Origin of the sequence: Marinovum sp. (assembly GCF_048263515.1) — a bacterium.
Lineage (GTDB): Bacteria > Pseudomonadota > Alphaproteobacteria > Rhodobacterales > Rhodobacteraceae > Marinovum.
The window spans coordinates 68,731-90,897 of sequence record NZ_JBLXEC010000007.1 but is presented as its reverse complement, the minus strand read 5'-3'; the positions used below and the strand labels follow the sequence as shown (position 1 = coordinate 90,897).

24 protein-coding genes are annotated in these 22,167 nt (G+C 65.6%); 9 read left to right on the top strand and 15 right to left on the bottom strand.

Annotated elements, in window-relative coordinates; all coding sequences use genetic code 11:
• Window positions 1-62: 62 nt before the first annotated feature.
• From ligA to ACN0SE_RS08935, 3 genes are all read left to right on the top strand, one after another.
• Window positions 63-2,180: an NAD-dependent DNA ligase LigA gene (gene ligA, locus ACN0SE_RS08945; RefSeq protein ID WP_417524175.1), complete on the top strand. Its 2,118-nt coding sequence runs from the start codon at window positions 63-65 to the stop codon at window positions 2,178-2,180.
• Complete coding sequence (gene recG, locus ACN0SE_RS08940) at window positions 2,177-4,267, top strand: ATP-dependent DNA helicase RecG (protein WP_417524174.1); 2,091 nt, start codon at window positions 2,177-2,179, stop codon at window positions 4,265-4,267. Before ligA ends, recG begins: the two co-directional genes overlap by 4 nt.
• A gap of 110 nt (window positions 4,268-4,377) precedes the next feature.
• Window positions 4,378-4,500, top strand: coding sequence for a hypothetical protein (locus ACN0SE_RS08935; RefSeq protein WP_417524173.1), 123 nt, complete (start codon window positions 4,378-4,380; stop codon window positions 4,498-4,500).
• Between the two features lie 282 nt (window positions 4,501-4,782).
• Here the strand turns inward: ACN0SE_RS08935 and ACN0SE_RS08930 are convergent, their stop codons facing one another.
• Window positions 4,783-5,229 (bottom strand): iron-sulfur cluster assembly scaffold protein, encoded by a 447-nt coding sequence (locus tag ACN0SE_RS08930; protein WP_417524172.1) that lies wholly within the window; start codon window positions 5,227-5,229, stop codon window positions 4,783-4,785.
• Window positions 5,230-5,300: 71 nt separating this feature from the next.
• Between ACN0SE_RS08930 and hisI the strand changes: the two genes are divergently transcribed.
• Window positions 5,301-5,660: a phosphoribosyl-AMP cyclohydrolase gene (gene hisI / locus ACN0SE_RS08925; RefSeq protein ID WP_417524171.1), complete on the top strand. Its 360-nt coding sequence runs from the start codon at window positions 5,301-5,303 to the stop codon at window positions 5,658-5,660.
• Between the two features lie 50 nt (window positions 5,661-5,710).
• Here hisI and gluQRS read toward each other — a convergent pair whose 3' ends face one another.
• The 3 genes from gluQRS to ACN0SE_RS08910 are packed head-to-tail and all read right to left on the bottom strand — an operon-like array spanning window position 5,711 to window position 8,759.
• Window positions 5,711-6,577 carry a tRNA glutamyl-Q(34) synthetase GluQRS gene (gluQRS, locus tag ACN0SE_RS08920; RefSeq protein WP_417524170.1) on the bottom strand — a complete coding sequence of 289 codons (867 nt, stop codon included), beginning with the start codon at window positions 6,575-6,577 and terminating at the stop codon, window positions 5,711-5,713.
• A gap of 4 nt (window positions 6,578-6,581) precedes the next feature.
• Entirely contained in the window at window positions 6,582-7,934 is a 1,353-nt protein-coding gene (trmFO, locus tag ACN0SE_RS08915) for a methylenetetrahydrofolate--tRNA-(uracil(54)-C(5))-methyltransferase (FADH(2)-oxidizing) TrmFO (protein ID WP_417524169.1), read from the bottom strand.
• 39 nt (window positions 7,935-7,973) lie between these two features.
• Window positions 7,974-8,759, bottom strand: a complete 786-nt coding sequence (locus ACN0SE_RS08910) for an enoyl-CoA hydratase (protein WP_417524168.1) — start codon at window positions 8,757-8,759, stop codon at window positions 7,974-7,976.
• A gap of 56 nt (window positions 8,760-8,815) precedes the next feature.
• On the opposite strand from ACN0SE_RS08910, the gene ACN0SE_RS08905 reads away from it, so the two are divergent.
• Window positions 8,816-9,238: a PaaI family thioesterase gene (locus ACN0SE_RS08905; RefSeq protein ID WP_417524167.1), complete on the top strand. Its 423-nt coding sequence runs from the start codon at window positions 8,816-8,818 to the stop codon at window positions 9,236-9,238.
• A 294-nt stretch (window positions 9,239-9,532) separates the two neighbouring features.
• Here the strand turns inward: ACN0SE_RS08905 and ACN0SE_RS08900 are convergent, their stop codons facing one another.
• A complete protein-coding gene (locus ACN0SE_RS08900) occupies window positions 9,533-9,763 on the bottom strand; it encodes a DUF1127 domain-containing protein (RefSeq protein WP_417524166.1) in 231 nt (76 codons plus the stop codon).
• A 95-nt stretch (window positions 9,764-9,858) separates the two neighbouring features.
• Here ACN0SE_RS08900 and ACN0SE_RS08895 point away from each other — a divergent pair, with 95 nt between their 5' ends.
• From ACN0SE_RS08895 to ACN0SE_RS08880, 4 genes are all read left to right on the top strand, one after another.
• Window positions 9,859-11,256, top strand: a complete 1,398-nt coding sequence (locus tag ACN0SE_RS08895) for a PLP-dependent aminotransferase family protein (RefSeq protein ID WP_417524165.1) — start codon at window positions 9,859-9,861, stop codon at window positions 11,254-11,256.
• A 173-nt stretch (window positions 11,257-11,429) separates the two neighbouring features.
• Window positions 11,430-11,894, top strand: coding sequence for a 50S ribosomal protein L13 (gene rplM, locus ACN0SE_RS08890; protein WP_417524164.1), 465 nt, complete (start codon window positions 11,430-11,432; stop codon window positions 11,892-11,894).
• Window positions 11,894-12,379: a 30S ribosomal protein S9 gene (gene rpsI, locus ACN0SE_RS08885; RefSeq protein ID WP_417524163.1), complete on the top strand. Its 486-nt coding sequence runs from the start codon at window positions 11,894-11,896 to the stop codon at window positions 12,377-12,379. The genes rplM and rpsI overlap by 1 nt, the downstream gene beginning before the upstream one ends.
• Before the next feature lie 140 nt (window positions 12,380-12,519).
• Window positions 12,520-13,557: a glycosyltransferase family 2 protein gene (locus ACN0SE_RS08880; RefSeq protein WP_417524162.1), complete on the top strand. Its 1,038-nt coding sequence runs from the start codon at window positions 12,520-12,522 to the stop codon at window positions 13,555-13,557.
• Here the strand turns inward: ACN0SE_RS08880 and ACN0SE_RS08875 are convergent.
• The 10 genes from ACN0SE_RS08875 to ACN0SE_RS08830 form a co-directional block, all read right to left on the bottom strand.
• The gene (locus ACN0SE_RS08875) at window positions 13,544-14,401 is read right to left on the bottom strand and encodes a sulfotransferase family protein (RefSeq protein WP_417524161.1); all 858 of its coding nucleotides are present in this window, start codon (window positions 14,399-14,401) and stop codon (window positions 13,544-13,546) included. The genes ACN0SE_RS08880 and ACN0SE_RS08875 overlap by 14 nt on opposite strands.
• A gap of 9 nt (window positions 14,402-14,410) precedes the next feature.
• Window positions 14,411-15,028 carry a TetR/AcrR family transcriptional regulator gene (locus ACN0SE_RS08870; RefSeq protein ID WP_417524160.1) on the bottom strand — a complete coding sequence of 206 codons (618 nt, stop codon included), beginning with the start codon at window positions 15,026-15,028 and terminating at the stop codon, window positions 14,411-14,413.
• Window positions 15,021-15,905 (bottom strand): polyphosphate kinase 2, encoded by an 885-nt coding sequence (gene ppk2, locus ACN0SE_RS08865; protein ID WP_417524159.1) that lies wholly within the window; start codon window positions 15,903-15,905, stop codon window positions 15,021-15,023. The genes ACN0SE_RS08870 and ppk2 overlap by 8 nt, the downstream gene beginning before the upstream one ends.
• Before the next feature lie 54 nt (window positions 15,906-15,959).
• Window positions 15,960-16,928, bottom strand: coding sequence for an alpha/beta fold hydrolase (locus ACN0SE_RS08860; RefSeq protein WP_417524158.1), 969 nt, complete (start codon window positions 16,926-16,928; stop codon window positions 15,960-15,962).
• Window position 16,929: 1 nt separating this feature from the next.
• Window positions 16,930-17,868 carry a homoserine O-acetyltransferase MetA gene (metA, locus tag ACN0SE_RS08855; protein ID WP_417524157.1) on the bottom strand — a complete coding sequence of 313 codons (939 nt, stop codon included), beginning with the start codon at window positions 17,866-17,868 and terminating at the stop codon, window positions 16,930-16,932.
• Window positions 17,869-17,926: 58 nt separating this feature from the next.
• Entirely contained in the window at window positions 17,927-18,799 is an 873-nt protein-coding gene (locus ACN0SE_RS08850; protein WP_417524156.1) for an ATPase, read from the bottom strand.
• Window positions 18,800-18,913: 114 nt separating this feature from the next.
• The gene (locus ACN0SE_RS08845) at window positions 18,914-20,056 is read right to left on the bottom strand and encodes an OmpP1/FadL family transporter (protein WP_417524155.1); all 1,143 of its coding nucleotides are present in this window, start codon (window positions 20,054-20,056) and stop codon (window positions 18,914-18,916) included.
• Window positions 20,057-20,191: 135 nt separating this feature from the next.
• Window positions 20,192-21,085 (bottom strand): DMT family transporter, encoded by an 894-nt coding sequence (locus ACN0SE_RS08840; protein WP_417524154.1) that lies wholly within the window; start codon window positions 21,083-21,085, stop codon window positions 20,192-20,194.
• Window positions 21,082-21,438, bottom strand: a complete 357-nt coding sequence (locus tag ACN0SE_RS08835) for a hypothetical protein (RefSeq protein ID WP_417524153.1) — start codon at window positions 21,436-21,438, stop codon at window positions 21,082-21,084. Before ACN0SE_RS08835 ends, ACN0SE_RS08840 begins: the two co-directional genes overlap by 4 nt.
• 61 nt (window positions 21,439-21,499) lie before the next feature.
• Entirely contained in the window at window positions 21,500-22,123 is a 624-nt protein-coding gene (locus ACN0SE_RS08830; RefSeq protein WP_417524152.1) for a COG3650 family protein, read from the bottom strand.
• Window positions 22,124-22,167: the final 44 nt, after the last annotated feature.

The following is a 22,167-nucleotide window of genomic DNA, read 5'->3' as shown; positions in this document are numbered from 1 at the left end:
CAAACCGACTGGACCCTGTGCCGCCAGCGCCCTATCACTTGGGAAGTTTGGCGGGGGGTTAGATGACGCGCGAGATTGCTGTTTCCGAATTGACCGAAGATCAGGCGCGCGAGGAGCTCGCGGCGCTTGCCGATCTGCTGACCGCGGCCAATCAGGCCTATCACGGCGAGGATGCGCCGGAGATCACCGATGCCACCTATGATGCGCTTAAACGCCGCAATGCCGAGATCGAGGCGCGGTTCCCGGCGCTGAAGCGCGCCGACAGCCCGTCCGATCAGGTCGGGGCCGCCCCCGCCGAGGGCTTTGCCAAGGTCACCCACCAGGTGCGGATGATGAGCCTCGGCAATGCCTTCGACGAATCCGACGTGCGCGATTTCGACGCCGGCATCCGCCGCTACCTCAACTGGCCCGAGGATGAAGCGCTGGCCTATGTCGCGGAACCCAAGATCGACGGGCTCTCGCTGTCGCTGCGCTATGAAAACGGCAAGCTGGTCACCGCCGCCACCCGCGGCGATGGCGAAACCGGCGAAAATGTCACCGCCAATGCGCGCACCATCGACACCATTCCCGAAACGCTCGAGGGCGCACCCGAGGTGCTGGAAGTGCGCGGCGAGGTCTACATGCGCCACGCCGATTTCGAGGCGCTCAACGCACGGCAGGCCGAGCGTGGCGGGAAGACCTTCGCCAACCCGCGCAACGCCGCCGCCGGATCGCTGCGCCAGCTCGACCCCGAGATCACCCGCGACCGGCCGCTGGCCTTTTTCGCCTACAGCTGGGGTGTGCTTTCCAAACCCCTGGCCGACACCCAGCATGGCGCCATCGAACGGCTGGCGGACCTCGGCTTTCAGACCAACACACTGACCCGCCGTTGCGAGACGCCGGACGACATGCTGGCGCTCTACCGCGAGATCGAGGAACAGCGCGCGACGCTCGGCTATGACATCGACGGCGTGGTCTACAAGATCGATCGCCTCGACCTGCAGGAGCGGCTGGGCTTTCGCTCGACCACGCCGCGCTGGGCCATTGCGCACAAGTTCCCGGCGGAACTGGCCTGGACCCGGCTGGACGGCATCGACATCCAGGTCGGCCGCACCGGCGCCCTCAGCCCGGTGGCGCGGCTGACGCCGGTGACCGTGGGCGGCGTCGTCGTCTCCAACGCGACCCTGCACAACGAGGATTACATCGCCGGCCGCGACAGCCGCGGCGGCGAGATCCGCGGCGGCAAGGACATTCGCGTCGGCGACTGGGTGCAGGTCTATCGCGCCGGTGACGTGATCCCCAAGGTGGCCGATGTCGACCTGTCGAAACGCCCCGAGGACACCGCGCCCTATGACTTTCCGACCACCTGCACGGAATGCGGGTCAGAGGCGGTGCGCGAAGAGGGCGACGCGGTGCGACGCTGCACCGGCGGTCTGATCTGCCCGGCGCAACAGATTGAAAAGCTGAAGCATTTCGTCTCCCGAGCGGCCTTTGACATCGACGGTCTCGGCGCCAAGCAGGTCGAGCAATTCTATCGCGACGGCTGGATTGCCGAGCCGGCCGACATCTTCACTCTGCGCGACCGCTACGGCAGCGGCATGCAGCAGCTGAAGAACCGCGATGGCTGGGGCGAGAAATCGGCGCAGAAGCTCTTTGACGCCATCGACGACCGCCGCAGGATCCCCCTTGGCCGGGTGATCTTTGGCCTGGGCATCCGCCACGTCGGCGAGCAATCGGCCAATCTCCTGGCCGGTCACTACGGCTCCTGGGCTGCCTTCGATGCGGCGATGACCGAGGCGCAATCGATGGAGGGCCCGGCTTGGGACGACCTGCTCGGCGTCGACGGCGTGGGCCAGGTCATGGCCGCCTCGCTGGTCGCGGCCTTTGCGCAAGAGGCCGAGCGCGCCGCCATCGAACGGCTGGTCGCGCAGCTCGACATTCAGGACGCGGCGAAACCCAAGGTCGAGGGCAGCCCGGTGGCGGGCATGACCATCGTTTTCACCGGCAGCCTGGAAAAGATGACCCGCGCCGAGGCCAAGGCGCGTGCCGAGGCGTTGGGTGCCAAGGTCTCGGGCTCGGTGTCGAAAAAGACCGACCTGGTGGTTGCCGGGCCGGGGGCAGGATCAAAGGGCAAGAAGGCGGCCGAACTGGGCATCGAGATGCTCGACGAAGACGGGTGGCTGGCCCTGATCGGCGCATGAGCAGCCGGCCGGAGCCGCTGTTTCCGCTGTTCGCGGACCTCGAGACCCTGCCCGGGGTCGGCCCCAAGATCGCCAAGTCGATGGCGGGCCTCGGGATCGAGGCGCCGCGCGACCTGCTGTTTACCCTGCCGCATTCCGGCATCGACCGGCGCAAGCGCGACACGGTGCAGGGCGCCGACCTGCCCGGCGTAGTGACCGTCGAGGTAGAGGTGCTGCGGCATGCCGAGCCGCGCAGCCGCTCGGGCGCCTATCGGATCACCGTCGTGGACGCCAAGACCTCGTTCCAGCTCGTCTTTTTCCATGCGCGCGGCGATTATTTGCGACGGATTTTACCGGTCGGCGCGCGGCGCGTGGTCTCCGGCAAGACCGAACTCTTCGACGGCATCGCCCAGATGGTCCACCCGGACCACATCCTGCCGGTGGACGAGGCCGGCGATATCCCGGACTTCGAGCCGGTCTATCCGCTGACCGCTGGCGTGACGCAGAAGGTGATGCACAAGGCCGCCCAGGGCGCGCTGGCCCGGGCGCCGGAGCTGGCGGAATGGATCGAGCCCTCGCTGCTGCGGCAGGAAGCCTGGCCCGGCTGGGTCGATGCCTTGACGCAGGCGCATACGCCTGCCGACGCCAGCGCGATCTCGCCGCAGCATCCGGCGCGGGTGCGGCTGGCCTATGACGAGCTTTTTGCTCACCAGCTAACCCTGGCGCTGGCCCGGCAGCACCGGCGCAAGAGCAAGGGGCGTGGCAGTCAGGGCACCGGTGACCTGCAAGGCAAGGTGCTGAAATCACTGCCTTATGCACCCACGGGGGCACAGGCGCGAGCGATCCGCGAGATTGCTGACGACATGGCGGGTGACAAGCGGATGAACCGGCTTTTGCAGGGCGATGTCGGCGCCGGCAAGACGCTTGTGGCCTTCATGGCGCTGCTGATCGCGGTCGAGGCCGGCGGGCAGGGCGTGATGATGGCGCCGACGGAAATCCTTGCGCGGCAACATATGGAAGGCCTGCAACCCCTGGCGGAAAGCGCCGGCGTGGTGCTGGAATTGCTGACCGGGCGTGACAAGGGGGCGGAGCGCGCGGCCAAGCTCGAGGCTCTGAAACGCGGGGATATTCAAGTGCTTGTGGGCACCCACGCGGTGTTTCAGGACGACGTGCAGTTCCGCGACTTGCGGCTGGCGATCGTCGATGAGCAGCACCGGTTCGGCGTGCGGCAGCGGCTGGCGCTGGGGGCCAAGGGGGTGCTGGCGGACGTGCTGGTGATGACCGCGACGCCGATTCCGCGCAGCCTGGCCCTGGCGCAATATGGCGACATGGACGTTTCGGTGCTCGACGAGAAACCGCCGGGGCGCAAGCCGATCACCACCGCGCTCGTCTCGACCGAGCGGCTTGACGAAGTCGTCGGCCGTATCCGCGCGGCGGCGGATGACGGGCGGCAGGTCTACTGGGTCTGCCCCCTGGTCGAGGAGAGCGAGACCTCTGACATGACCGCCGCTGAAGAGCGCTTCAAGCGGCTGCGCGCGGCGCTTGGCGAGGGCCGCGTCGGGCTGGTGCACGGCCAGATGCCGCCGGCCGAGAAGGACGCGGCCATGCGAAGATTCCAGGACGGCGAGACCTCGGTCCTGGTGGCGACCACGGTGATCGAGGTCGGGGTCAACGTGCCAAATGCCACGATCATGGTGATCGAGCGGGCCGAGACTTTCGGCCTCGCGCAGCTGCACCAGCTGCGCGGCAGGGTGGGACGCGGCGATCAGGCATCGACCTGCCTGCTGCTCTATCAGCCGCCGCTTGGCGAGGCGGGCCGCAAGCGGCTGGAAACGCTGCGCCAGACCGAGGACGGCTTTGTCATCGCCGAGACCGACCTCGAAATGCGCGGCGCCGGCGACGTGATCGGCACTGCGCAATCGGGCCTGCCGCGATTCCGTGTCGCCGACCTGGAAAGCCAGACCGGGCTGATGTCGATCGCGCAGACCGACGCCCGCGCGTTGCTGACCACCGATCCGACACTGGAGAGCCCGCGCGGGCGGGCGGCACGCGTGCTTCTCTGGCTGATGCGGCAGGACGAAGCGATACGTTTGATTTCAGTGGGTTAATTCCTCCCGTTCTGGTTTGTTCTCAAATGTTCTCAAATGTTCTCAGAAAGTTCTTTACAGAAGGTTTCCAATATGAGAACAAAGGGACAACACCGCAACGGAGACCTACCATGCTCAGGAAAGTGACCAAGTCCCGCCGTCGTCTCGATCTCAGCTTCGTCCATGATGCCGCAGGCGCTGTCTCGCTTGTGTTTCTTCTGGTCGCGGGTCTTCACCTGCCGGTGTTCATCTGACCTTGATTCAAGGTTTGCCTCTGCCTGCTCTTGCGTTCCTCGCGCCTGTCCGATCCGCGCGAACCTGCCTTTCCCAATCCCCTTGGGAGTTCGGGGTCTGCCTCAACATACCCTTTCGGGACGCAAGTGCTCTCCTTGGCCGCCTTCTTCGGAAGGCGGCCTTTTTTCTGCGGAGAAGGTCGAGTTGGTTCAGGAATTCGAAAGGAATTTCCGGCAACAGTTCCGACAGGTCGGAAAATCACCCAAGCGCGCGGGCAGGGACCTTGAGACCCTGCGGCTGGATCAGGCCGAGACGGCGAGCGCCTCGCGGGCGGCCTCGACCGTGGCGTCGAGCGCCAGCAGGATCGAGGCATGGCGGTTCTTGTACTCGCGGGCCGGTTCGAGCACTTCGAAGCCGTCGAAGGGCGCCTCCGGCACCGGGCCGCCGTCCTTCAGCATGGCGCGCAACTCGCCCAGGGCTTTCTCGAGTTCTTCCGGGCTGCGCCCGATCACCACAGAGCCCAGCACCGAGGCCGAGGACTGGCCCAGCGCACAGGCCTTGACGTCCTGACCGAAGTCGGCCACCCGGCCGTCGCGCATCACCACGTCCACCGTCACCGTCGACCCGCAGAGCGGCGAGCGTTTCTTGACGGTGGCCTCGGGCGCCTCGAGCCGCTGGCTGTGGGGAATGTCTGCTGCCAGGGCCAGAATGCGGGCGGAGTAGAGCTTGATCAGATCGGTTTCGGCCATGACGGCTTTCTCTTTTGTGCTGCGTTTCTTAAATAGGCGTCCTAAGCGCGCATGCAAAAGGTTTTTCGCCCATGTCCTTCGATCCTTCGACCTTGGTCTACAACGATGCCGGGCTGATCCCGGCGATAGCACAGGATGCCAGCAGCGGCGAGGTGCTGATGATGGCCTGGATGAACGCCGAGGCGGTGGCGCGGACCCTGGCTACCGGCAAGGTGACCTACTGGTCGCGCTCGCGGCAGAGCTTCTGGGTCAAGGGCGAGAGCTCGGGGCATGTGCAGCACCTGGTGGATTTCCGCATCGATTGCGACCGGGACTGCCTGCTGTTGACGGTGAACCAACAGGGGCCGGCCTGTCATACCAACCGGCGCACCTGTTTCTACGTCGAGGTGCGCAGCGGGGCCGAGGTGGAACTGATGCAGCCGGAGGTCTGAAGAGGGGGCTTTGCCCCCGTCCGCCAAGGCGGACTCCCCCAAGGGTATTTTCAAACAGAAGAAGCAGGGGGCGGGAGGCCGGCCATGGCGCGGATCTCGGCGGGCGTTCTGCCTTCGGCGCGGTAGAGCGCGATGGCGCGGGCGTCGTCGCGTTTGGCCAGGCGCTTGCCGGTGTCATCGCGGACCAGGCGGTGGTGGTGATAGCGCGGCGTGGGCAGGCCGAGCAGGTTCTGCAGCACCACGTGGATGGCGGTCGCCTCGAAGAGATCTGCGCCGCGGATCACATGGGTGATCGCTTGATCGGCGTCGTCGATGACGATGGCGAGGTGATAGGCGGCGCCCATGTCGCGGCGGGCGAGAACGACGTCGCCGACGGTTTCGATCATCTGTTCAGGGGTGACCCGGTGCTCGCCGGGCTGAAAGGCCTCTTCGAAGAACGACACGTTGCCAATGGCTTGCATGGCCTTTTTCATGTCGAGCCTGAGAGCGATATCCTCGGGCATCGCCACGCTTCGAGGCCTGTCGCGGCAGGTGCCGGGGTAGACCAACCCGTCGGGGCCGAGGACGGCGGCGCCTTCCTGAGGGGCGTTGGCGGCGGCCTGAATATCGCGGCGGGTGCAGCTGCAGGCAAAGAGCAGACCGCGCGCCCAGAGGGTTTCGAGGGCGGCGCGATAGCGCGGCAGACGGTTCGACTGGCGCCAGACCGGCTGGGGCCAGGTGAGGCCGAGCCAGGCCAGGTCGTCGTGGATCTGCGCCTCCCATTCCGGGCGGGCGCGGCTCTGGTCTAGATCGTCGATCCGTAGATGAAACGTGCCGCCTTCGGCCTGCGCCCGGTCAAAGGCGGTCAGGGCCGAGAAGGCATGGCCCAGGTGCAGCGGCCCGGTGGGCGATGGCGCAAAGCGGGTTCGAAAGCCCATCGCCTCAGGCGGCGTCGGCCATGGCGCCGAGCCAGTCTGTCCAGGCTGCCTTGGCGCGGTCGGTATAGGCCTTGTAGCGGTCCTTGCGGCCGCGGCGCCCGCCCTTGAGCCCGTCGACCGGGCGGAACAGCCCGAAGTTGACGTTCATCGGCTGAAAGGTCTTGGCCTCGGCGCCGCCGGTGATGTGGTGGATCAGCGCGCCCATGGCGCTGTCCTGCGGCACCTCGGGCAGCGGTGTCCCGAGGATTTCGGCGGCGGCCATGCGGCCGGCCAGCAGCCCCATGGCGGCGCTTTCGACATAGCCTTCGACGCCGGTGATCTGGCCGGCAAAGCGGATGTTGGGCCGCGACTTCAGCCGCATCTGCGCGTCCAGCAGCGTGGGCGAGTTGATGAAGGTGTTGCGGTGGATGCCACCGAGCCGGGCAAAGCGTGCTTCTTCCAGCCCCGGGATCATCCGCAGCACCTCGGTCTGGGCGCCGTATTTCATCTTGGTCTGGAAGCCCACGATATTGTAGAGCGTTCCCAGGGCGTTGTCCCGGCGCAGCTGGACGACGGCATGGGCCTTGACGTCCGGCTGGTGCGGGTTGGTCAGGCCCACGGGCTTCATCGGGCCGTGGCGCAGGGTCTCGCGGCCGCGTTCGGCCATGACCTCGATCGGCAGGCAGCCGTCGAAATAGCCGGCGGTCTCGCCTTCGTGGAACTCGGTCTTGTCGGCGGCCAGAAGCGCGTCGATGAAGGCCTCGTATTGCGCCTTGTCCATCGGGCAGTTGAGATAGGCTTTCTGCTCTGCCTCGGTCTCGCCCTTGTCGTAGCGCGACTGCATCCAGGCTTTCGACATGTCGATGCTTTCGGCATAGACGATGGGGGCGATGGCGTCGAAGAAGGCCAGCGCGTCTGCGCCGGTCTCGGCGCGGATCGCCTCGCCCAGGGCGCTCGATGTCAGCGGGCCGGTGGCGATGATCCACTGGCCGTCACGTGGCAGCTCGGTGATCTCGCCATATTCAACGCGGACGTTGGGCAGGGCTTTCAGCGCCGCGGTCACATCCTCGGCAAAGGGGTCGCGGTCGACGGCGAGGGCGCCGCCGGCGGGCAGGCGGTGCTTGTCGGCGGTGGCCATGATGATGCCGTCTGCCGCGCGCATTTCCCAATGCAGCAGCCCCACGGCGTTCTGTTCGTCGTCATCCGAGCGGAAGGAGTTGGAACAGACCATCTCGGCCAGGTTGCCGGTGCGATGGGCAAAGGTTTCGACCTTGGGGCGCATCTCGTGGATCACCACGTTGACGCCCAGTTTCGCGGCCTGCCATGCGGCCTCGGATCCGGCCATGCCGCCGCCGACGATATGTAGCTCTTGTGTCATGGGCGCTGACATACGCCTTTTGACGGTCCTGTCAAAGGGTCACTGCTGCCAAGCGGGGGGGCGCTTGTCGAGGAAGGCGCTGATGCCCTCGGTGGTGTCGCGGTCGAGCATGTTCTCGACCATGACCTCGCCGGTATAGGCATAGGCGGCATCCAGCCCCATCTCGGCCTGGGCATAGAAGGCCTCCTTGCCGATGCGCACCGCGGTGCCGAGCTTTTCGGCCACGCGCTCGGCCAGGGCCGTGGTTTCGGCGGCGAGCGATTGCGCCGGCACCACGCGGTTGACCAGCCCTAGGGTTTCAGCCTCGTCGGCCTCGATGAAGGCGCCGGTGGTGAGCATCTCGAAGGCGCGCTTGCGCGGGATGTTGCGGCTGAGCGCCACCATCGGGGTGGAACAGAACAGCCCGATGTTGACGCCGTTGACACCAAAGCGCGTGCCCTCGGCCGCCACCGCCATGTCGCAGCTGGCCACCATCTGGCAGCCGGCGGCGGTGGCGATGCCATGAACCTGGGCGATCACCGGTTGCGGCAGGCGGGTGAGCCCGGTCATCACCCTGGCGCAACGGGCGAAGAGATCGGCGAAATAGGCGCGGCCGCCGTCCTCGGCCTGGCGGCCCTGGGTCATCTGCTTGAGGTCATGGCCGGCGCAGAACGCCCTGCCGCTGCCGGAGATCACCACGGCGCGAATCGTGGTGTCCTCGCGCAGGGCGTCGATCTGGGCCTGGAAGGCGGCCAGCATCTCGTCGGAGAGGGCATTCAGCCGCTCTGGCGCGTTCATCTGCAGATGGGCCACTGCCCCGGTGTCGCAACGTTCCAAAATCGCCATCTTGCCCTCCCCTGGTCTGGGCGGCAGCGTAGCGGCACGCAGCGCAAGAGGAAAGAATGACAATTGTTCTGAACGCCGAAGAGATGACCGACTTCCTGAGCGAGGTGTTTCCGCAGGTCGAGGGGATGTTCTCGATCGACCGGCTGGACGAAGGCGCGCTGGTGATGCGGTTGCATGCCTCGGAACAGCATCTGCGGCCGGGGGGGACGGTGTCGGGCCCGGCGATGTTCGCTCTGGCGGATGTGGGCGCCTATGTGATCACCATGTCGCGGATTGGCCGGCAGGCGCTGGCGGTGACGACGAATTGTTCGATCGACTTCATGCGCAAGCCTGCGGCGGGGGCCGATGTATTGGGCGAGTTCCGGCTGCTCAAGCTCGGGCGGACGCTGAGCGTGGTGGATTGCCTGCTGTTCTCGGAAGGGCAGGCGGCACCGGTGGCCCGGGCGAGCCTGACGTATTCGATTCCGCCGGTGAAGTAGAGGGGCGTCGCCGGAGCTTCAGACCCGGCGCGGAACAAGGCCGCAAGGCCGCCGCGCCATCGTCATGCCAGAGGCATGCCTCCGGCATGACCCGCCCCCCGGGGCGGCGATTTGTGTAACCTGAGCGCGACGATCTGATCTTTTCCGGACTTGGCTGCCATAAAGCCCTGCCGGACCAACGTAGGATCGCCACCCCGCGGGTCGTCGATGGCGCGGCTCATCGCGGGTGCCAACCTACAAAAAAGGCCCGAGGCTTCAGCCCCGGGCCCAGGAAGAGGTCTGACCGGGGGGGATCTACCCCTGCCAGAACGGGCGAGCGGCCTCTTGATCGGCCAGATCGCGCGTCACGCCGATGTCCCGCAGCATGTGGTCATCGAGATGTTTCAGCTTGGTTCGGGTGCGGTGGTTGGTCTCCCATTTCGCCAGCGCCACGACCAGTTTGAACGCCACCGCTGCAAAGGGGGTCAGCGGGCGGCCGTGAAGGAAGCCTGCGTAGGGGGCGTGGGTCTGATCGAGATGTGCCATGAGAGTACCTTTCCATAATTGTATTGACACAATACGGCTATTCGCCGTAATTATTGATACAATGGCGCAGCTGACGGGTCCACGGAAATATTGTGATGGATACAATTTCAATCGGTGATATCTCCGGCATGGAGGGGCCCAAGTACAAGGCGGTGGCGGAACTGATCCGTGCCGCCATCGGAGCTGGCAAGCTGAACGGCGGCGACCAGCTGCCGCCGGTGCGCGATCTCGCTTGGGAACTGAAGATCACGCCGGGTACGGTGGCGCGGGCCTATTCGCTGCTCACCGACAAGGGCGTGCTGCGTGCCGAGGTCGGGCGCGGCACCTTCGTGGCCGAACCCGGCGGCGGTGCAAGGCCCGAGCCGCATCTGCTGATCCGCAACCCGCCGCGCGAGACCGGGATTGTATCGCTTTTCAGCCCGCACCTGCCAGACGTCGGCCAGGTTGACGCCATCCGCCGCACCCTGCGCGACGTGGCCGAAAGCGATCAGACCGACCTGCTAAACTATCCCTCCGCCGGCGCCTCGGAAGAGGCGCGGCAGGCGGCGGCGCGCTGGCTGTCGACCGCGCGGCTGGGTCCGGTCGATCCGGAACGGCTGGTCTTCACTCATGGCGGCCAGAACGCCGTCTCACTGGTGATGCAATGCGTGCTGCGCGGCCGCCGCCCGGTGATTCTGGTCGAGGAACTGTCTTACCCCGGCTTTCGCCGCGCCGCCGAGCTGCTGCGCGCCGATGTTGTGCCGGTGCCGATGGACGGGCACGGGGTCATCCCAGAAGAGCTTGACCGGCTGGCCCGCACTCACGAGGCGCAGCTGTTCTGCACCTCGCCCGAGGTGCAGAGCCCGACCTGCCTGCACACCCCGCTCGACCGGCGCGAGGCGATTGCCGCCGTGGCTCGCGCGCGCGGCTTTCACATCCTCGAGGACGATTGCTACCGGCTGTCGGAGGCGCGGCTGCCGGGCTATCGCATGCTGCTGCCCGAGCAGGCCTGGTACATCGCCTCGATCTCCAAGCTGCTGACCCCGGCGTTGCGGGTGGGCTTTGCCGTGGCGCCCCGGGGCTCTGACACCATGCTGCGGCGGGCGGCGGAATACGGCTTCTTCGGCCTCTCGGCGCCGCTGGCCGAGATGATCGGGCGGCTGCTCGGATCGCCGATCGCCGACCGGTTGGTGGCCGAGGTTCGCGCCGAGGTGCACCGCTACATCCGCGTCGGCGTCAATGCGCTTGGCGGCTACGACCTGACCTGGAACCCCGATGTGCCGTTCTTCTGGCTGCGCCTGCCAGAGGGCTGGCGGGTCTCGGCCTTCTGTCAGGCGGCCGAGGCGCAGGGGCTCAAGATCCGCAGCGCCGAGGATTTCGCCATGCGCGATGCCAGGGTGCCGCATGCGGTGCGCATCGCGGTCAATGCCGAGGTCACCCTGGCCTCTTTCGAGGACGCCATGCTGCGGCTGCGCGGCCTGCTGGACAATCCGCCAGAGAATATCGGCGTGTGACCGCCGATTTGTGGGGTATATTGATACCTAATTTGCAAGCTATTGAAATCGCTATTTTAATTCGCGTAAAGCCATCTTGACTGTGCCCCGGCAGTCTTTATAACCCGCCCATCGAATTTGGTGCCGGGGTCTCCCCGATGCGCCGGAACTCAAGACCCAAGGGTAGACCCGATATGAAAACCTTCTCTGCGACCCCGGCAGACATCGAGAAGAAATGGATCGTCATCGACGCCGAAGGCGTGGTTCTCGGTCGTCTCGCCTCGATCGTCGCCACCCGCCTGCGCGGCAAGCACAAGCCGTCCTTCACGCCCCACATGGATTGCGGTGACAACGTCATCATCGTCAACGCCGACAAGATCCAGCTGACCGGCAAGAAGCGCGAAGAAAACCACTACTGGCACACCGGCCACCCGGGCGGCATCAAGTCGCGCACCAAGCAGCAGATTCTCGAGGGCAAGTACCCCGAGCGCGTCGTGACCCTCGCGGTCAAGCGGATGCTGCCGGGCAACCGTCTGGCCAAGCAGCAGATGACCAACCTGCGCGTCTACGCCGGCACCGAGCATCCGCACGAGGCGCAGTCGCCCGAAGTGCTCGACGTCAAGAACATGAACTCGAAAAACACCCGGGTGGCGAAATAATGGCTGAGCAAGTGAATTCCCTGGAAGACCTGAACGCCGTCACCGGCGGTGTCGAGGCCGTGGAAACCGAAATCCAGCGTGAGCCGGTCCGCGACGACCTCGGCCGCGCCTATGCCACCGGCAAGCGGAAGGACGCGGTTGCCCGCGTCTGGATCAAGCCGGGCTCCGGCAAGGTCTCGGTCAACGGCCGTGAGCTGAACGTCTATTTTGCACGCCCCGTGCTGCAGATGATCCTGCGCCAGCCCTTCACCGTGGCCGGCGTCGAAGATCAGTTCGACGTGCAGGCGACCGTCAAGGGCGGTGGTCTCTCGGGCCAGGCCGGTGCGGTCAAGCACGGCATCTCGAAAGCGCTGCAGCTCTATGATCCCTCGCTGCGCGGTGCGCTGAAAGCGGCAGGCTTCCTGACCCGCGACAGCCGCGTGGTGGAACGGAAGAAATACGGCAAGCGCAAGGCGCGCCGGAGCTTCCAGTTCTCCAAGCGTTAAGCTTTTCGCTTATTCTACGGAAAGGCCGTCCCTCGGGGCGGCCTTTTTCGTTGCGCGCTTCGGACCCTCCGGCGGGTCCACTTCGCGAGGAAAGGCCGCGAGGGCTTGACGCGCGCCGCCGGACATCCGAAGCCTGCGACATGAGCACATACAGGATAGAAGACGCGGGCCGGCTGGCGCGCGTGGTGAGCGGGCAGGTCGATGCCGGCAAGCTGACGCTGTTTTCCACCATGAAGAACGAGATGGGCTTCCTGCCGGCCTTTCTGGCGCATTACCGCGCCATCGGCTTCGAGCAGTTCCTGATCTTCGACGATGCCTCCGACGATGGCACCACCGCCTATCTGGCGTCCCAGCCTGATTGCGTGGTCATGCACTCCAATCTAGGTTTCGGCGCCGAGATCCTCTATCGCGACCCCGACGGTGAGACCCGCAAGGAACGCGCCGGCACCTATTTCAAGATCGCCCTGCCGCACCTCTTCTTCGACGGCGCCTATGTCGCTTATGTCGATGCCGACGAATTCCTGCTGCTGCCCCCCGGTGTCAGCTCGATCGCCGAGGTGGTGGACCGGCTGGCGGCCGAGGGCGCGCCTTCGGCCATCGCCACGGTGGTGGAGTTCTTTCCGGCGGACGTCTCGGGGCTGTCCGGCGCCCTGCCGCAGAGCTTTGACGGGCTGATCGAAGCCTATCCGTATTTCCAGGCAGAGAAGCTGGTGCACTTGGTGCCCGGGGCGCAGCCCGAACTTCTAGGGAAATCGAAAACCGCGCGGCTTTTCAAGCAGTTCGAGATCGAACCGAAGGTGGAGCGCCGGGGGTTGCAGCGGATCTACATGTCGTCGAAGGCCAGAAAGGCGCAGCAGTTCCAGAAGTCCCCGCGCCACAAGACGCCGCTGGTGCTGCGCAATGCCGAAAGCCGGCTGACCGGCTCGCATTACGCCAACCTCGCGCCCAGCAGCACAGTGTTGCTGACCGTGGCGCATTTCGTCTTTACCGCGCAGTTCGCCGACAAGATCGCCCGTGCCATGACCTGGGGTGCCCATGCCAATGGCGCCTCGAAATACCGCTATTACGCCGAGCTGCTGCAGCGGATGCAGGCGAAAGAGGGCAGTTTCCTGGACGAGAACTCCCGGCGCTACGAGGGCCCGCAGCAGCTGATCGACGCCGGGCTCATGCGCTGGTGAGGAACCGCGCGCTGGGCCAGACCTCGGTGATCTGCGGCAGGCGCTCGGCCACCGCCGCGTAGACCGGCGCGTAATGCCGGGCGATCTCGGCGGTCAATTCGTCGGATATGCCGCCGGCCGAGCCGCGAGCGTTGACCTTCTTGCCGCCGGCCTCGGCCTCGACCGGGACGCCGGCGAACTCCGCCAGCGCGGCGATGCCCTCGGGCGTGAAGAGCTCTTCGAACAGGCAGAGAAAGCGGTCCTCGGGGGCGAAGACCTCTTCGATCGCGGCCAGCGTCATGTCGTATCGGCTGCGTGCGGCGGCTTCGGCCCCGGGGTAGAAGGCGCGCAGGCCGGCCTCGAAATCGCCGGTCTCGGGCGCGCTGCCCTTGTCCAGATCCATGCGATATTGTGAGCGGATGCGGGCCACCGGATCGCGCATCGAAAACAGGACTTTGACTTTTGTCCCAGAGGCTTCGAAGCCGTCCTTGATCTTGGCCAGCAGCGGCGCGGGCAGGGCGGCATAGCTGGGCGTGATGTCGCCGGTCATGGTGATGCCGGGCTGCGCCAGCAGCTTTTCGAAATAGGCGAAATACTGCGAGCGGTCGTTCTGCAGCCGCCAGCGCAGGTACTGCGCAGGTTCTGACAGGCCCAGCTTTCGCTTGGCTTCGGCGCGCAGCGTCTCGAGCGCACCGGGCGCGGCCACTCGGTAGCGGGTGAAGACCGAACCGAGGTCGGCCTCCCAGATCTGGTATTCGCCCAAGCGGCCGAAATCAGCCCCCTGCTGCCGGTTCAAGTAGGCCTGAATCCAGCTCGATCCGCATTTCTGGCCGCCGAGGCCGAGGAAGAAGGTCTTGTCACTCATGTCGCAGCCTTACGTGTCAGGCGGGATCAGGCCAAGACCCCTGAGGTAAATCCCGATGCCGGTTTCCAGCAGGTCTTCGGGCGGATAGGGGCTGCGGGTGCCGGGCGAGCCGCGCGCGAACAATTCGACCACGCCATGCGACATCGCCCAGATATGCGCCGAGAACATCGCGGCGGGAGGGCGTTTGTCAGCCGGGATATGCTCTGACAGGCCCACGGCGGCCTTTTCCAGCACGCCGCGCGCCCGGGACGAGGCGGCGGCGAGATCGGGCGTCTTGTTGACCGAGACGCCGCTTTCGAACATCGCAATGTAATGGCCCGGGTGCTTGCGGGCAAAGGCCAGATAGGCGCGGCCGGTGGCCTCGAAGGCCGCCAGCGCCGAGGGGCGGCCATTGTCATAGGCATATTCCATCACGTCGGCAAAGATCTCGTAGCCCTGCAACGCCGCCTCGGCGATCAGGTCCTCGCGCCCCTCGAAGTGGCGATAGACCGCCGCCGGGGTGACGCCGGCCTGCTTGGCCGCCTCGGACAGGGTAAAGCCGGTGGGCCCCCGATCCTCGATCAGCTTCAGCGCGGCATCGATCAGCGCCTGTCTCAGATTGCCGTGATGGTAGCCCCGTTTAGGCATCTTGCGCCCGCGCCTGCCAGAGCTCCGGGCCCCCGGCAATCAGCGGATCGATCGGGCCGATGGCATGGGCGTCCTTGTTGTCATAGTCGATCCGGTGCAGCACGTGGCGCAGGGCGTTGATCCGGGCGCGGCGCTTGTCATCGCTGCGCACCACGGTCCAGGGCGCGGTCTCGGTATGGCTGCGTTCGAAGGTCTCGGCGATGGCGGCGGTGTATTCGTCCCAGCGCTTGAGCCCCTCGACATCCACCCAGCTCAGCTTCCAGTGCTTGAGCGGATCGCTTTCGCGGCTGAGAAAGCGGCGCAACTGCTCGGCCCGGCCGACATTGAGCCAGAGCTTGATCAGGATGATGCCTTCGTCCACCAGCATGTCCTCGAAATCCGGCACCTGGTGAAAGAAGCGTTCCCGCTGCGCCTCGGTGCAGAAGTCAAAGACCTTTTCCACCACGGCGCGATTGTACCAGGAGCGGTCGAACAGCACGATCTCGCCGGCAGAGGGCAGGCGGGTGATGTAGCGCTGGAAATACCATTGCCCGGCCTCGGTGTCGGACGGTTTCGACAGCGCCACCACCTGGGCGACCCGCGGGTTCAGGTTCTCGCGGAAGCGCTTGATCGTGCCGCCCTTGCCGGCGGCATCGCGGCCCTCGAAGACAACGGCAACACGCGCGCCGCTCTGCTTGGTCCAGGCCTGAAGCTTGACCAACTCGATCTGCAGCGCCGCCATCGCCTTGTCATAGGCCTTGCGCGGCATGCGGTCGGAATAGGGATAGCCCTCCGACAGCATCTCGCCTTTCTCGGCGCGCTTGATGGCGTTGCGGATCTCTTTCGGGGCGTCGTTCTCGAAGTAGGCGCTGATTGCGCCGTCAAAGGGCTTTGCCATGGGGCCTCACATATTTTTATTGAAATATGGCCTCTTACCCCGGGTGTTGCAATGTTAATGGCTTTCACGAAGCCCGGCGCGGGCGGCGGCGCGGTGTACCGCCTCGATCGTCGCGTGGGGATCGGCGTGATGCGGCATGTGGCCGACGCCGGGCATGCGCACCAGGTTGGCGCCGGGGATCTGCCGGCTGAGCGGTTCGGAATGGACGGTGAGCGGCACGATGGTGTCGGCCTCGCCATGCAGGATTTCGACCGGCATGTTGAGCGTGGGGTAGAGCTTCGACATCTCGACCACCTCGGGCCTGAGCTGGGTGATGTGCAGGGCATTGGCGCGCAGGCTGTCGCGGCGCAGGGTCAGACCGGCGCCGATGTGGCGGGCATAGCCCATGGGCACCGGCTGGGGCGCAAAGATCGCCTCGAGCGCGCCCCGCACCCGTGTCAGCGGCGCGAAGGCGGTGATCAGCGGCACCACCGTGGCGCTGCCCAGCATCGAAGAATTGACGTGGTAGAGCGTGTCGAGGCCACCGGGCCAGGGGTTTGACACCGCGCCCAGCAGGATCAGCCCGGCGGTGTCCTGCGGCCGCTCCAGCGCCCAGGCCAGCGCCACGGCGCCGCCGAAGGAATGGCCTAGCACCAACGGGTTGCTCACGCCCAGCCGGTCGGCGGCCTTCTGCATCAGCTTCGCCTGTTCGCGCGGCGTCTCGCCCCTGGCATGCAGTCGCTCGGTCCAGCCAAGCCCCGGCCGGTCGATGGCGATCACCCGGTAATGCTGCGACAGCGGCTCGACCAGGTCATAGGTGAAATCGCGCAGATTGCCCGAGGCGCCGTGGATCAGCACCAGGTCCGGGCCGCTGCCGGTCACCAGCGCATGCACGGTCACGCCGTCGATGTCGATCAACTCGCCCGAGGGGCCATAGAGCGCCTCGGCCTCAGCCTCTCGCAGGTCTGCCCGCCGGTCGATCAGGAAGGCCACGCCGGCAATCAGACCGACGGTGAGCAGGGCGAAGGCGAGGTTGCCCGCCATGTCAGCCCCTGAGGTCCGTCGATTTCCGGCCGATCTCGTCCATGTCGAAGGGCGTGGTCAGGTAAATCTCGCTGATCCAGTTGCCGTAGAGCAGGTGTGCATGGCTGCGCCAGCGGTTCTGCGGCTTCTTCGACGGATCGTCGCCGGGGTAGTAATTGCGCGGCACGTTGATCGCGGTGCCATTGGCGACGTCGCGGTCGTATTCTTCCTTGAGCGTGCCGCTGTCATACTCGAAGTGGTTGAAGATATAGAGCGCCCGGTGCCCCGGATCCTCGACCAGACAGGGCCCGACCTCGTCGCTGCCCAGAAGCGTGCGCAGACCCGCGGCCGCGTCGATTTCCGGCTGGCGCATCTCGGTCCAGCGGCTGACGGGAATGACGAATTCGTCAGAGAATCCGCGCAGATAGGGCGAGGCGGGGTCGAGGTTGGCATGGCGGAAACAGCCGAAGGCCTTGTGATCGAGGATGTGCTTCTGCACCCCGTGGAAGTAGTTGATCATCGCCATGCCACCCCAGCAGACGCCAAAGGTGGAATGCACGTTGGTCTGCGTCCAGTCGAAGATCTGGGTGAGCTCTTCCCAATAGGTCACGTCCTCAAAGGGCAGATGCTCGATCGGCGCGCCGGTGATGATCAGCCCGTCGAACTTCTGGTCCTTTATCTCCCGGAACGGGTGATAAAAGCTCTCCATATGCTCGGCCGAGGTGGTCTTGGTCTCGTGCTCGCTCATCCGGATCAGCGACAGCTCGATCTGCAGCGGCGAGGCGCCGATCAGCCGGGCGAACTGGGTCTCGGTGGCGATCTTCTTAGGCATCAGGTTCAAGAGCCCGATGCGCAGGGGGCGGATGTCCTGATGCTCGGCCTGCTTCTCCGCCATGACCATCACACCCTCGCGCGAGAGCACGTCGAAGGCAGGCAGATCACTTGGCAGTTTCAGCGGCATCGGAGGTCCTTTCTGTGGCGTCCGAGAGATAGGCCAGAGCGCGCCGCGCCACAAGACGTCAGGCGGCGGCGGTGGCGCGGGTGATTGCGCTGGCGATGACCTCGGTGAAATCGGCCTGATCGCGGATGGTGGCGATCTCGTCGGCGCTGACCGTCACACCCCAGTTGCGCGCCATCGCGGCATAGAGCGGCTGGCGGTGGGCCAGCGCCCGGCCATAGGTCCAGCGGATGAAGGCATCGGGGTCGACCTCGCCCGCGTCGCAGCCCTGTTCGGCCAGGTAATCCTGCCAGCAGCGCGCGAGGAAGGCGGGCTGATAGGCCATCGGCTTGGGCGCGCGGTTGAAGCGGCGGATCAGCTCCTGAGTATGGGCCTCCGAGCCTTCGATCCAGATCATCAGCGTGCGGTCCGACAGCGCCTTGAGCACCGGATCGGCGGGGTCCTCGGGATCGACCCATTCGCAGATCGACCCGCCGGTGTCGCAGATGAAATGCGGATAGTCATAAAGCGCCTGCGCCCGGTCGATGAAATAGCCGGTGTCCTGCAGCGCATGGATCTCGGCCTGGCGGAACTGCTCTTGCCGGCGGGTGTATTCCTCCATCGGCAGACCGCCCTTGGCCGGATCGCCGGGCTTGCCCAGATAGGCCGAGACCGGCGTCAGGTTGTGAAACGAGATGTTGGAGCCGATGTAGATGCTGTCAGACAGCAGCAGATCGCGCAGAAACGGCACCTGCATGGCATGGGCCTTGGCGTTGTCGGCGATGTATTCGCCCATGTAACGCGTGCCGATGCGGTAATCGATGGAATAGTGAAACCAGTCACCATTGTCGCGCAACAGGTTGGAAACATGCGTCTTTCCAAGACCGGACATGCCGAAGAACAGCACTCTTTTCTTGGGCGCGCGGCGCCAGTCGTCGGCAGTTGAATAGAGCATGTCAGTTGTCCCGCAGAGCCTCGCGCTTCGCCTAGCATACCCATGGGGCATGAAAAAGCCCCGCCGCGTCAGACGCGAGCGGGGCCGATCCGTGAGCGGATTTGCAGGCCGGCTTCAGAAGGAGAAGCCGACGCTGATGCCGAAACCGGTGGCGGTATTGTCGCTGAAGTCGGTGGGCGTGCTCGATTCCGCGTCGCCCAGCCAGGCGTGTTCGACACCAGCGGTGATCTTGGCCTGGCCCATGGTGTAGCTGCCGCCGAGACCGATCGAGGTATAGCCGTCGGTGGGCGAGAGGCGCGAGCTTTCGCCGCCCTTCTTCGACTCGTAGCCGGCGCGGGCAAAGACCGAGAACTGCTCCGAGAGCTGACGGCCGACACCCAGCTGATAGGTGAAGGTGTCATTGTCGAAGCTGGTGATCTCGCCGCCGGTTTCCGCCTCGTAGGCGCCGGGCTTGACCTGCCACTTCGACCATTCGGTCCATTTCACCGAGCCGAAGACCAGGGTCTTGGGCGCAACGCCGGTCTGGAAATCCAGGGTCAGCGATTGCGGCATGATCACCGGCGTCTTGGTGGTGGTGCTGATCGCCGTGAAGGTCGGCGCGCCGCCGGGCAGTGACAGCTGGGTATAGCTCTCGCGAGCGTCGAATTCATGCTCGATCTCGGAGCGATAGGTCAGCGCCACGCGCATGGCGTAGTCGGGGATCTCGTAGGCCGCACCGACGATGAAGCCGAGGTCGGTCTCCTGCGAGCTGTTGGCGGAATAGTTGCTGACGATCGAGCCGGGCTGCGGGCCGCCGCCAAGGGCCGCCGGGCCGTCCGGGTCCGACGCGATGTTGGCCAGAGCCACCGGAATGGTGATATCCGCCGAAGAGGTGAGCACGCTGGCACCACCATAGACCGACATGCGGTCGGACAGATTGTATTTCAGGATCGCGTCCACGGCGGTGCTGCGCCACTTGGCGGTCAGACCGTTGTAGAAGCCCTGGCCATACTCGGCGTCGGCCGCATAGGGCTGCGACATCAGGAAGGCGAAATCCAGCTGATCGTTGATCGCCATCTTGAGGCCGAAGCCGATGTGCGATGTCGCATTCGCCATGTCGCCGGTGCTGCCGCCTCCGACGAAGGCCGGGTAGTCGCCCGACACGTCGGCATCCGTCTGCGAAAACGAGAAATGCGCATAGTTGCCCTTTTCGAACAGAATCGACTCTGCCGGGCGGGCGCGTTCGAGGCCACCAGCCTGGGCGATACCTGCGAACAAGCAGGCCGCGGAGGCGGCACTGGTTACATATTTCATCTGGAATTTCCCTGTCTCTTCCCTGCCTCACAGCTACGTGCAGAGGGAGATTTCGGTCAATCTCTGACCCAACGTCACACCATAGGTTGTTCCGTGGCGTTACTTCTCTGTAACGTCAACCGCGCGCACCGGCCCGCGAACCCGCGATGCGGACCAGATGTTGAGGTAATTCCCGCCGAAGATGATCACCGCGCCAAGCAGCACCAGAAGGTCCAACGGCTCGTCGTAGAACCACATGCCGACCAGCGCGATCACCGGCAGACGGGCGAAATCGATCGGCATGACCACCGCCGCAGGCGCCAGCTTGAGGGCCGTGGTCAGGCAGAAATGCGCCACCAGCCCGGCACAGGCGATCAGCACCACCCAGGGCAGGGTGGCAGTGGTGGGCAGGGCGATATCGCCGTCGTAGCCGGCGCAGACCAACCCGAATACCGCTTGCATTACAGTGAGATAGAACAGGATGCAGGTAATCGTCTCGGTCCGGGTCAAGAGCCGGGTGAAGACCGCCGACCCGGCAAAGCCGATGGCCGCCAGCGCCGCGGTCAGCTGGCCGAACTCCAGCGTTTCGGGGTTGGGCCGGGTGACGATCAGGATACCGACAAAGCCGATGGCCGCGGCCATCACCCCGACGCGGGTGAGCTTTTCGCCGAGGATCAGCGGTGCCAGCACGATGACCCAGAGCGGCGAGGTGAACTCCAGCGCGAAGACCTGCGCCAGGGGAATCGCGGTGATCGAATAGAACCACAGGTTCTGCCCGACGAAGTGGCTCAGGTTGCGGATGGCGTGCACGCCCAGGTTGCGCCGGGTCACCTGGCCGAGGGTGCCGGTCAGCCGCGCCACGGTGATGACGATGACGACGCCGATCAGGCTGCGAAAGGTCATGATCTCGAAGGTATCGAGATCAAGGCTTACCGCGCGGCCGGCAATGGCCATGGCGGTGAAGCTGACGATGGCGCCGATCATCCAGAGCGCGGCCTTGATGGTATCGCTCATTCCACCACCGCGCAGCAGCCGGTCAGCAAAAGCGGCGTGGTGCCGCGCTGGGTGAGCACCTGCGCCTCGATCGGAAAGGTGCCGTCGGCGGCGCTGCAGCTCCGTTCATTCAACAGCACGATGGCGGTGTCGCGCGGGCCGGCCAGCGTCTTGGCCACCGGCCAGTCGCGACCCTCGGCCGGGGTGATCAGCTTCACATCCATCTCGCTGCGCGTGGGGAAGTGGAACACCGCCACGGGCCCCAGCAGATCGAGCCGCCAGTCCGGCGCGGTGCCGCTGCAGCTGAGCGGCAGGTCGCGCGCCAAGGCGGGCGCGGCAGAGAGCGAAAGGATCAGGGCGGCACGGCACAACATGGCCGCGACAGGACCATATGGAAACGGAATTGAAAAGGGGTTCAATTCCGTTTCCGGGTGCTCAGTTCGATCCGGCTTCGAGCGGCAGGCGGCAGCAACCTTCGAACAGGATCTGCTCGGCCGCGGCCTGGACCCGCAGGACGATGGCATAGGGGTAGTCGCGGTCGCTCATCCCGTCGGAACAGAGCTGCGCGCGGATCACCGCCGTCACCGCCGCACCGTCGCCACCATGGCTCAAAAGCGCCGGAAAGCCGTTGCGCCCGGCGGCGGAAAGCTGGTCGGTCAGCGGCAAGGTGGCGGAATTGTTGTTGAAATCGGAATAGAGCGCGGTGTCGGCGGTATACCGCAGCGACCAGAACGGTTCCGTCCCGGTGCAGAGCAGCCCTTCGGGCAACCGGCTGTCGCCGATCATCGGCAGGTCTTCGGCCTCGAGGAACCGCATGGCGATCCAGCCATGGCCTTCCTCCCAGCCGATCCGGCCCCAGTCGCCGCTCTCGTCGGTCTCGATCACCTCGACGGCGGTCTGGTCATGGGCGAGGTCGCCGATATCCTCGCTGTCGCCATCGGGCGCGGCGCGCACGTTGAGCGTATCGTCCGAGGCGACGCCGGTGACCCGGTAATAGCCGGGCTCGGCGATGGCGGCGGTGCTGGCAAGCAGGCTGGCAAGAAGGGCGAGACGCAACATGGCAATGGCTCCGATTCCATGGGGGACGCAGTTGAGTATAGCGC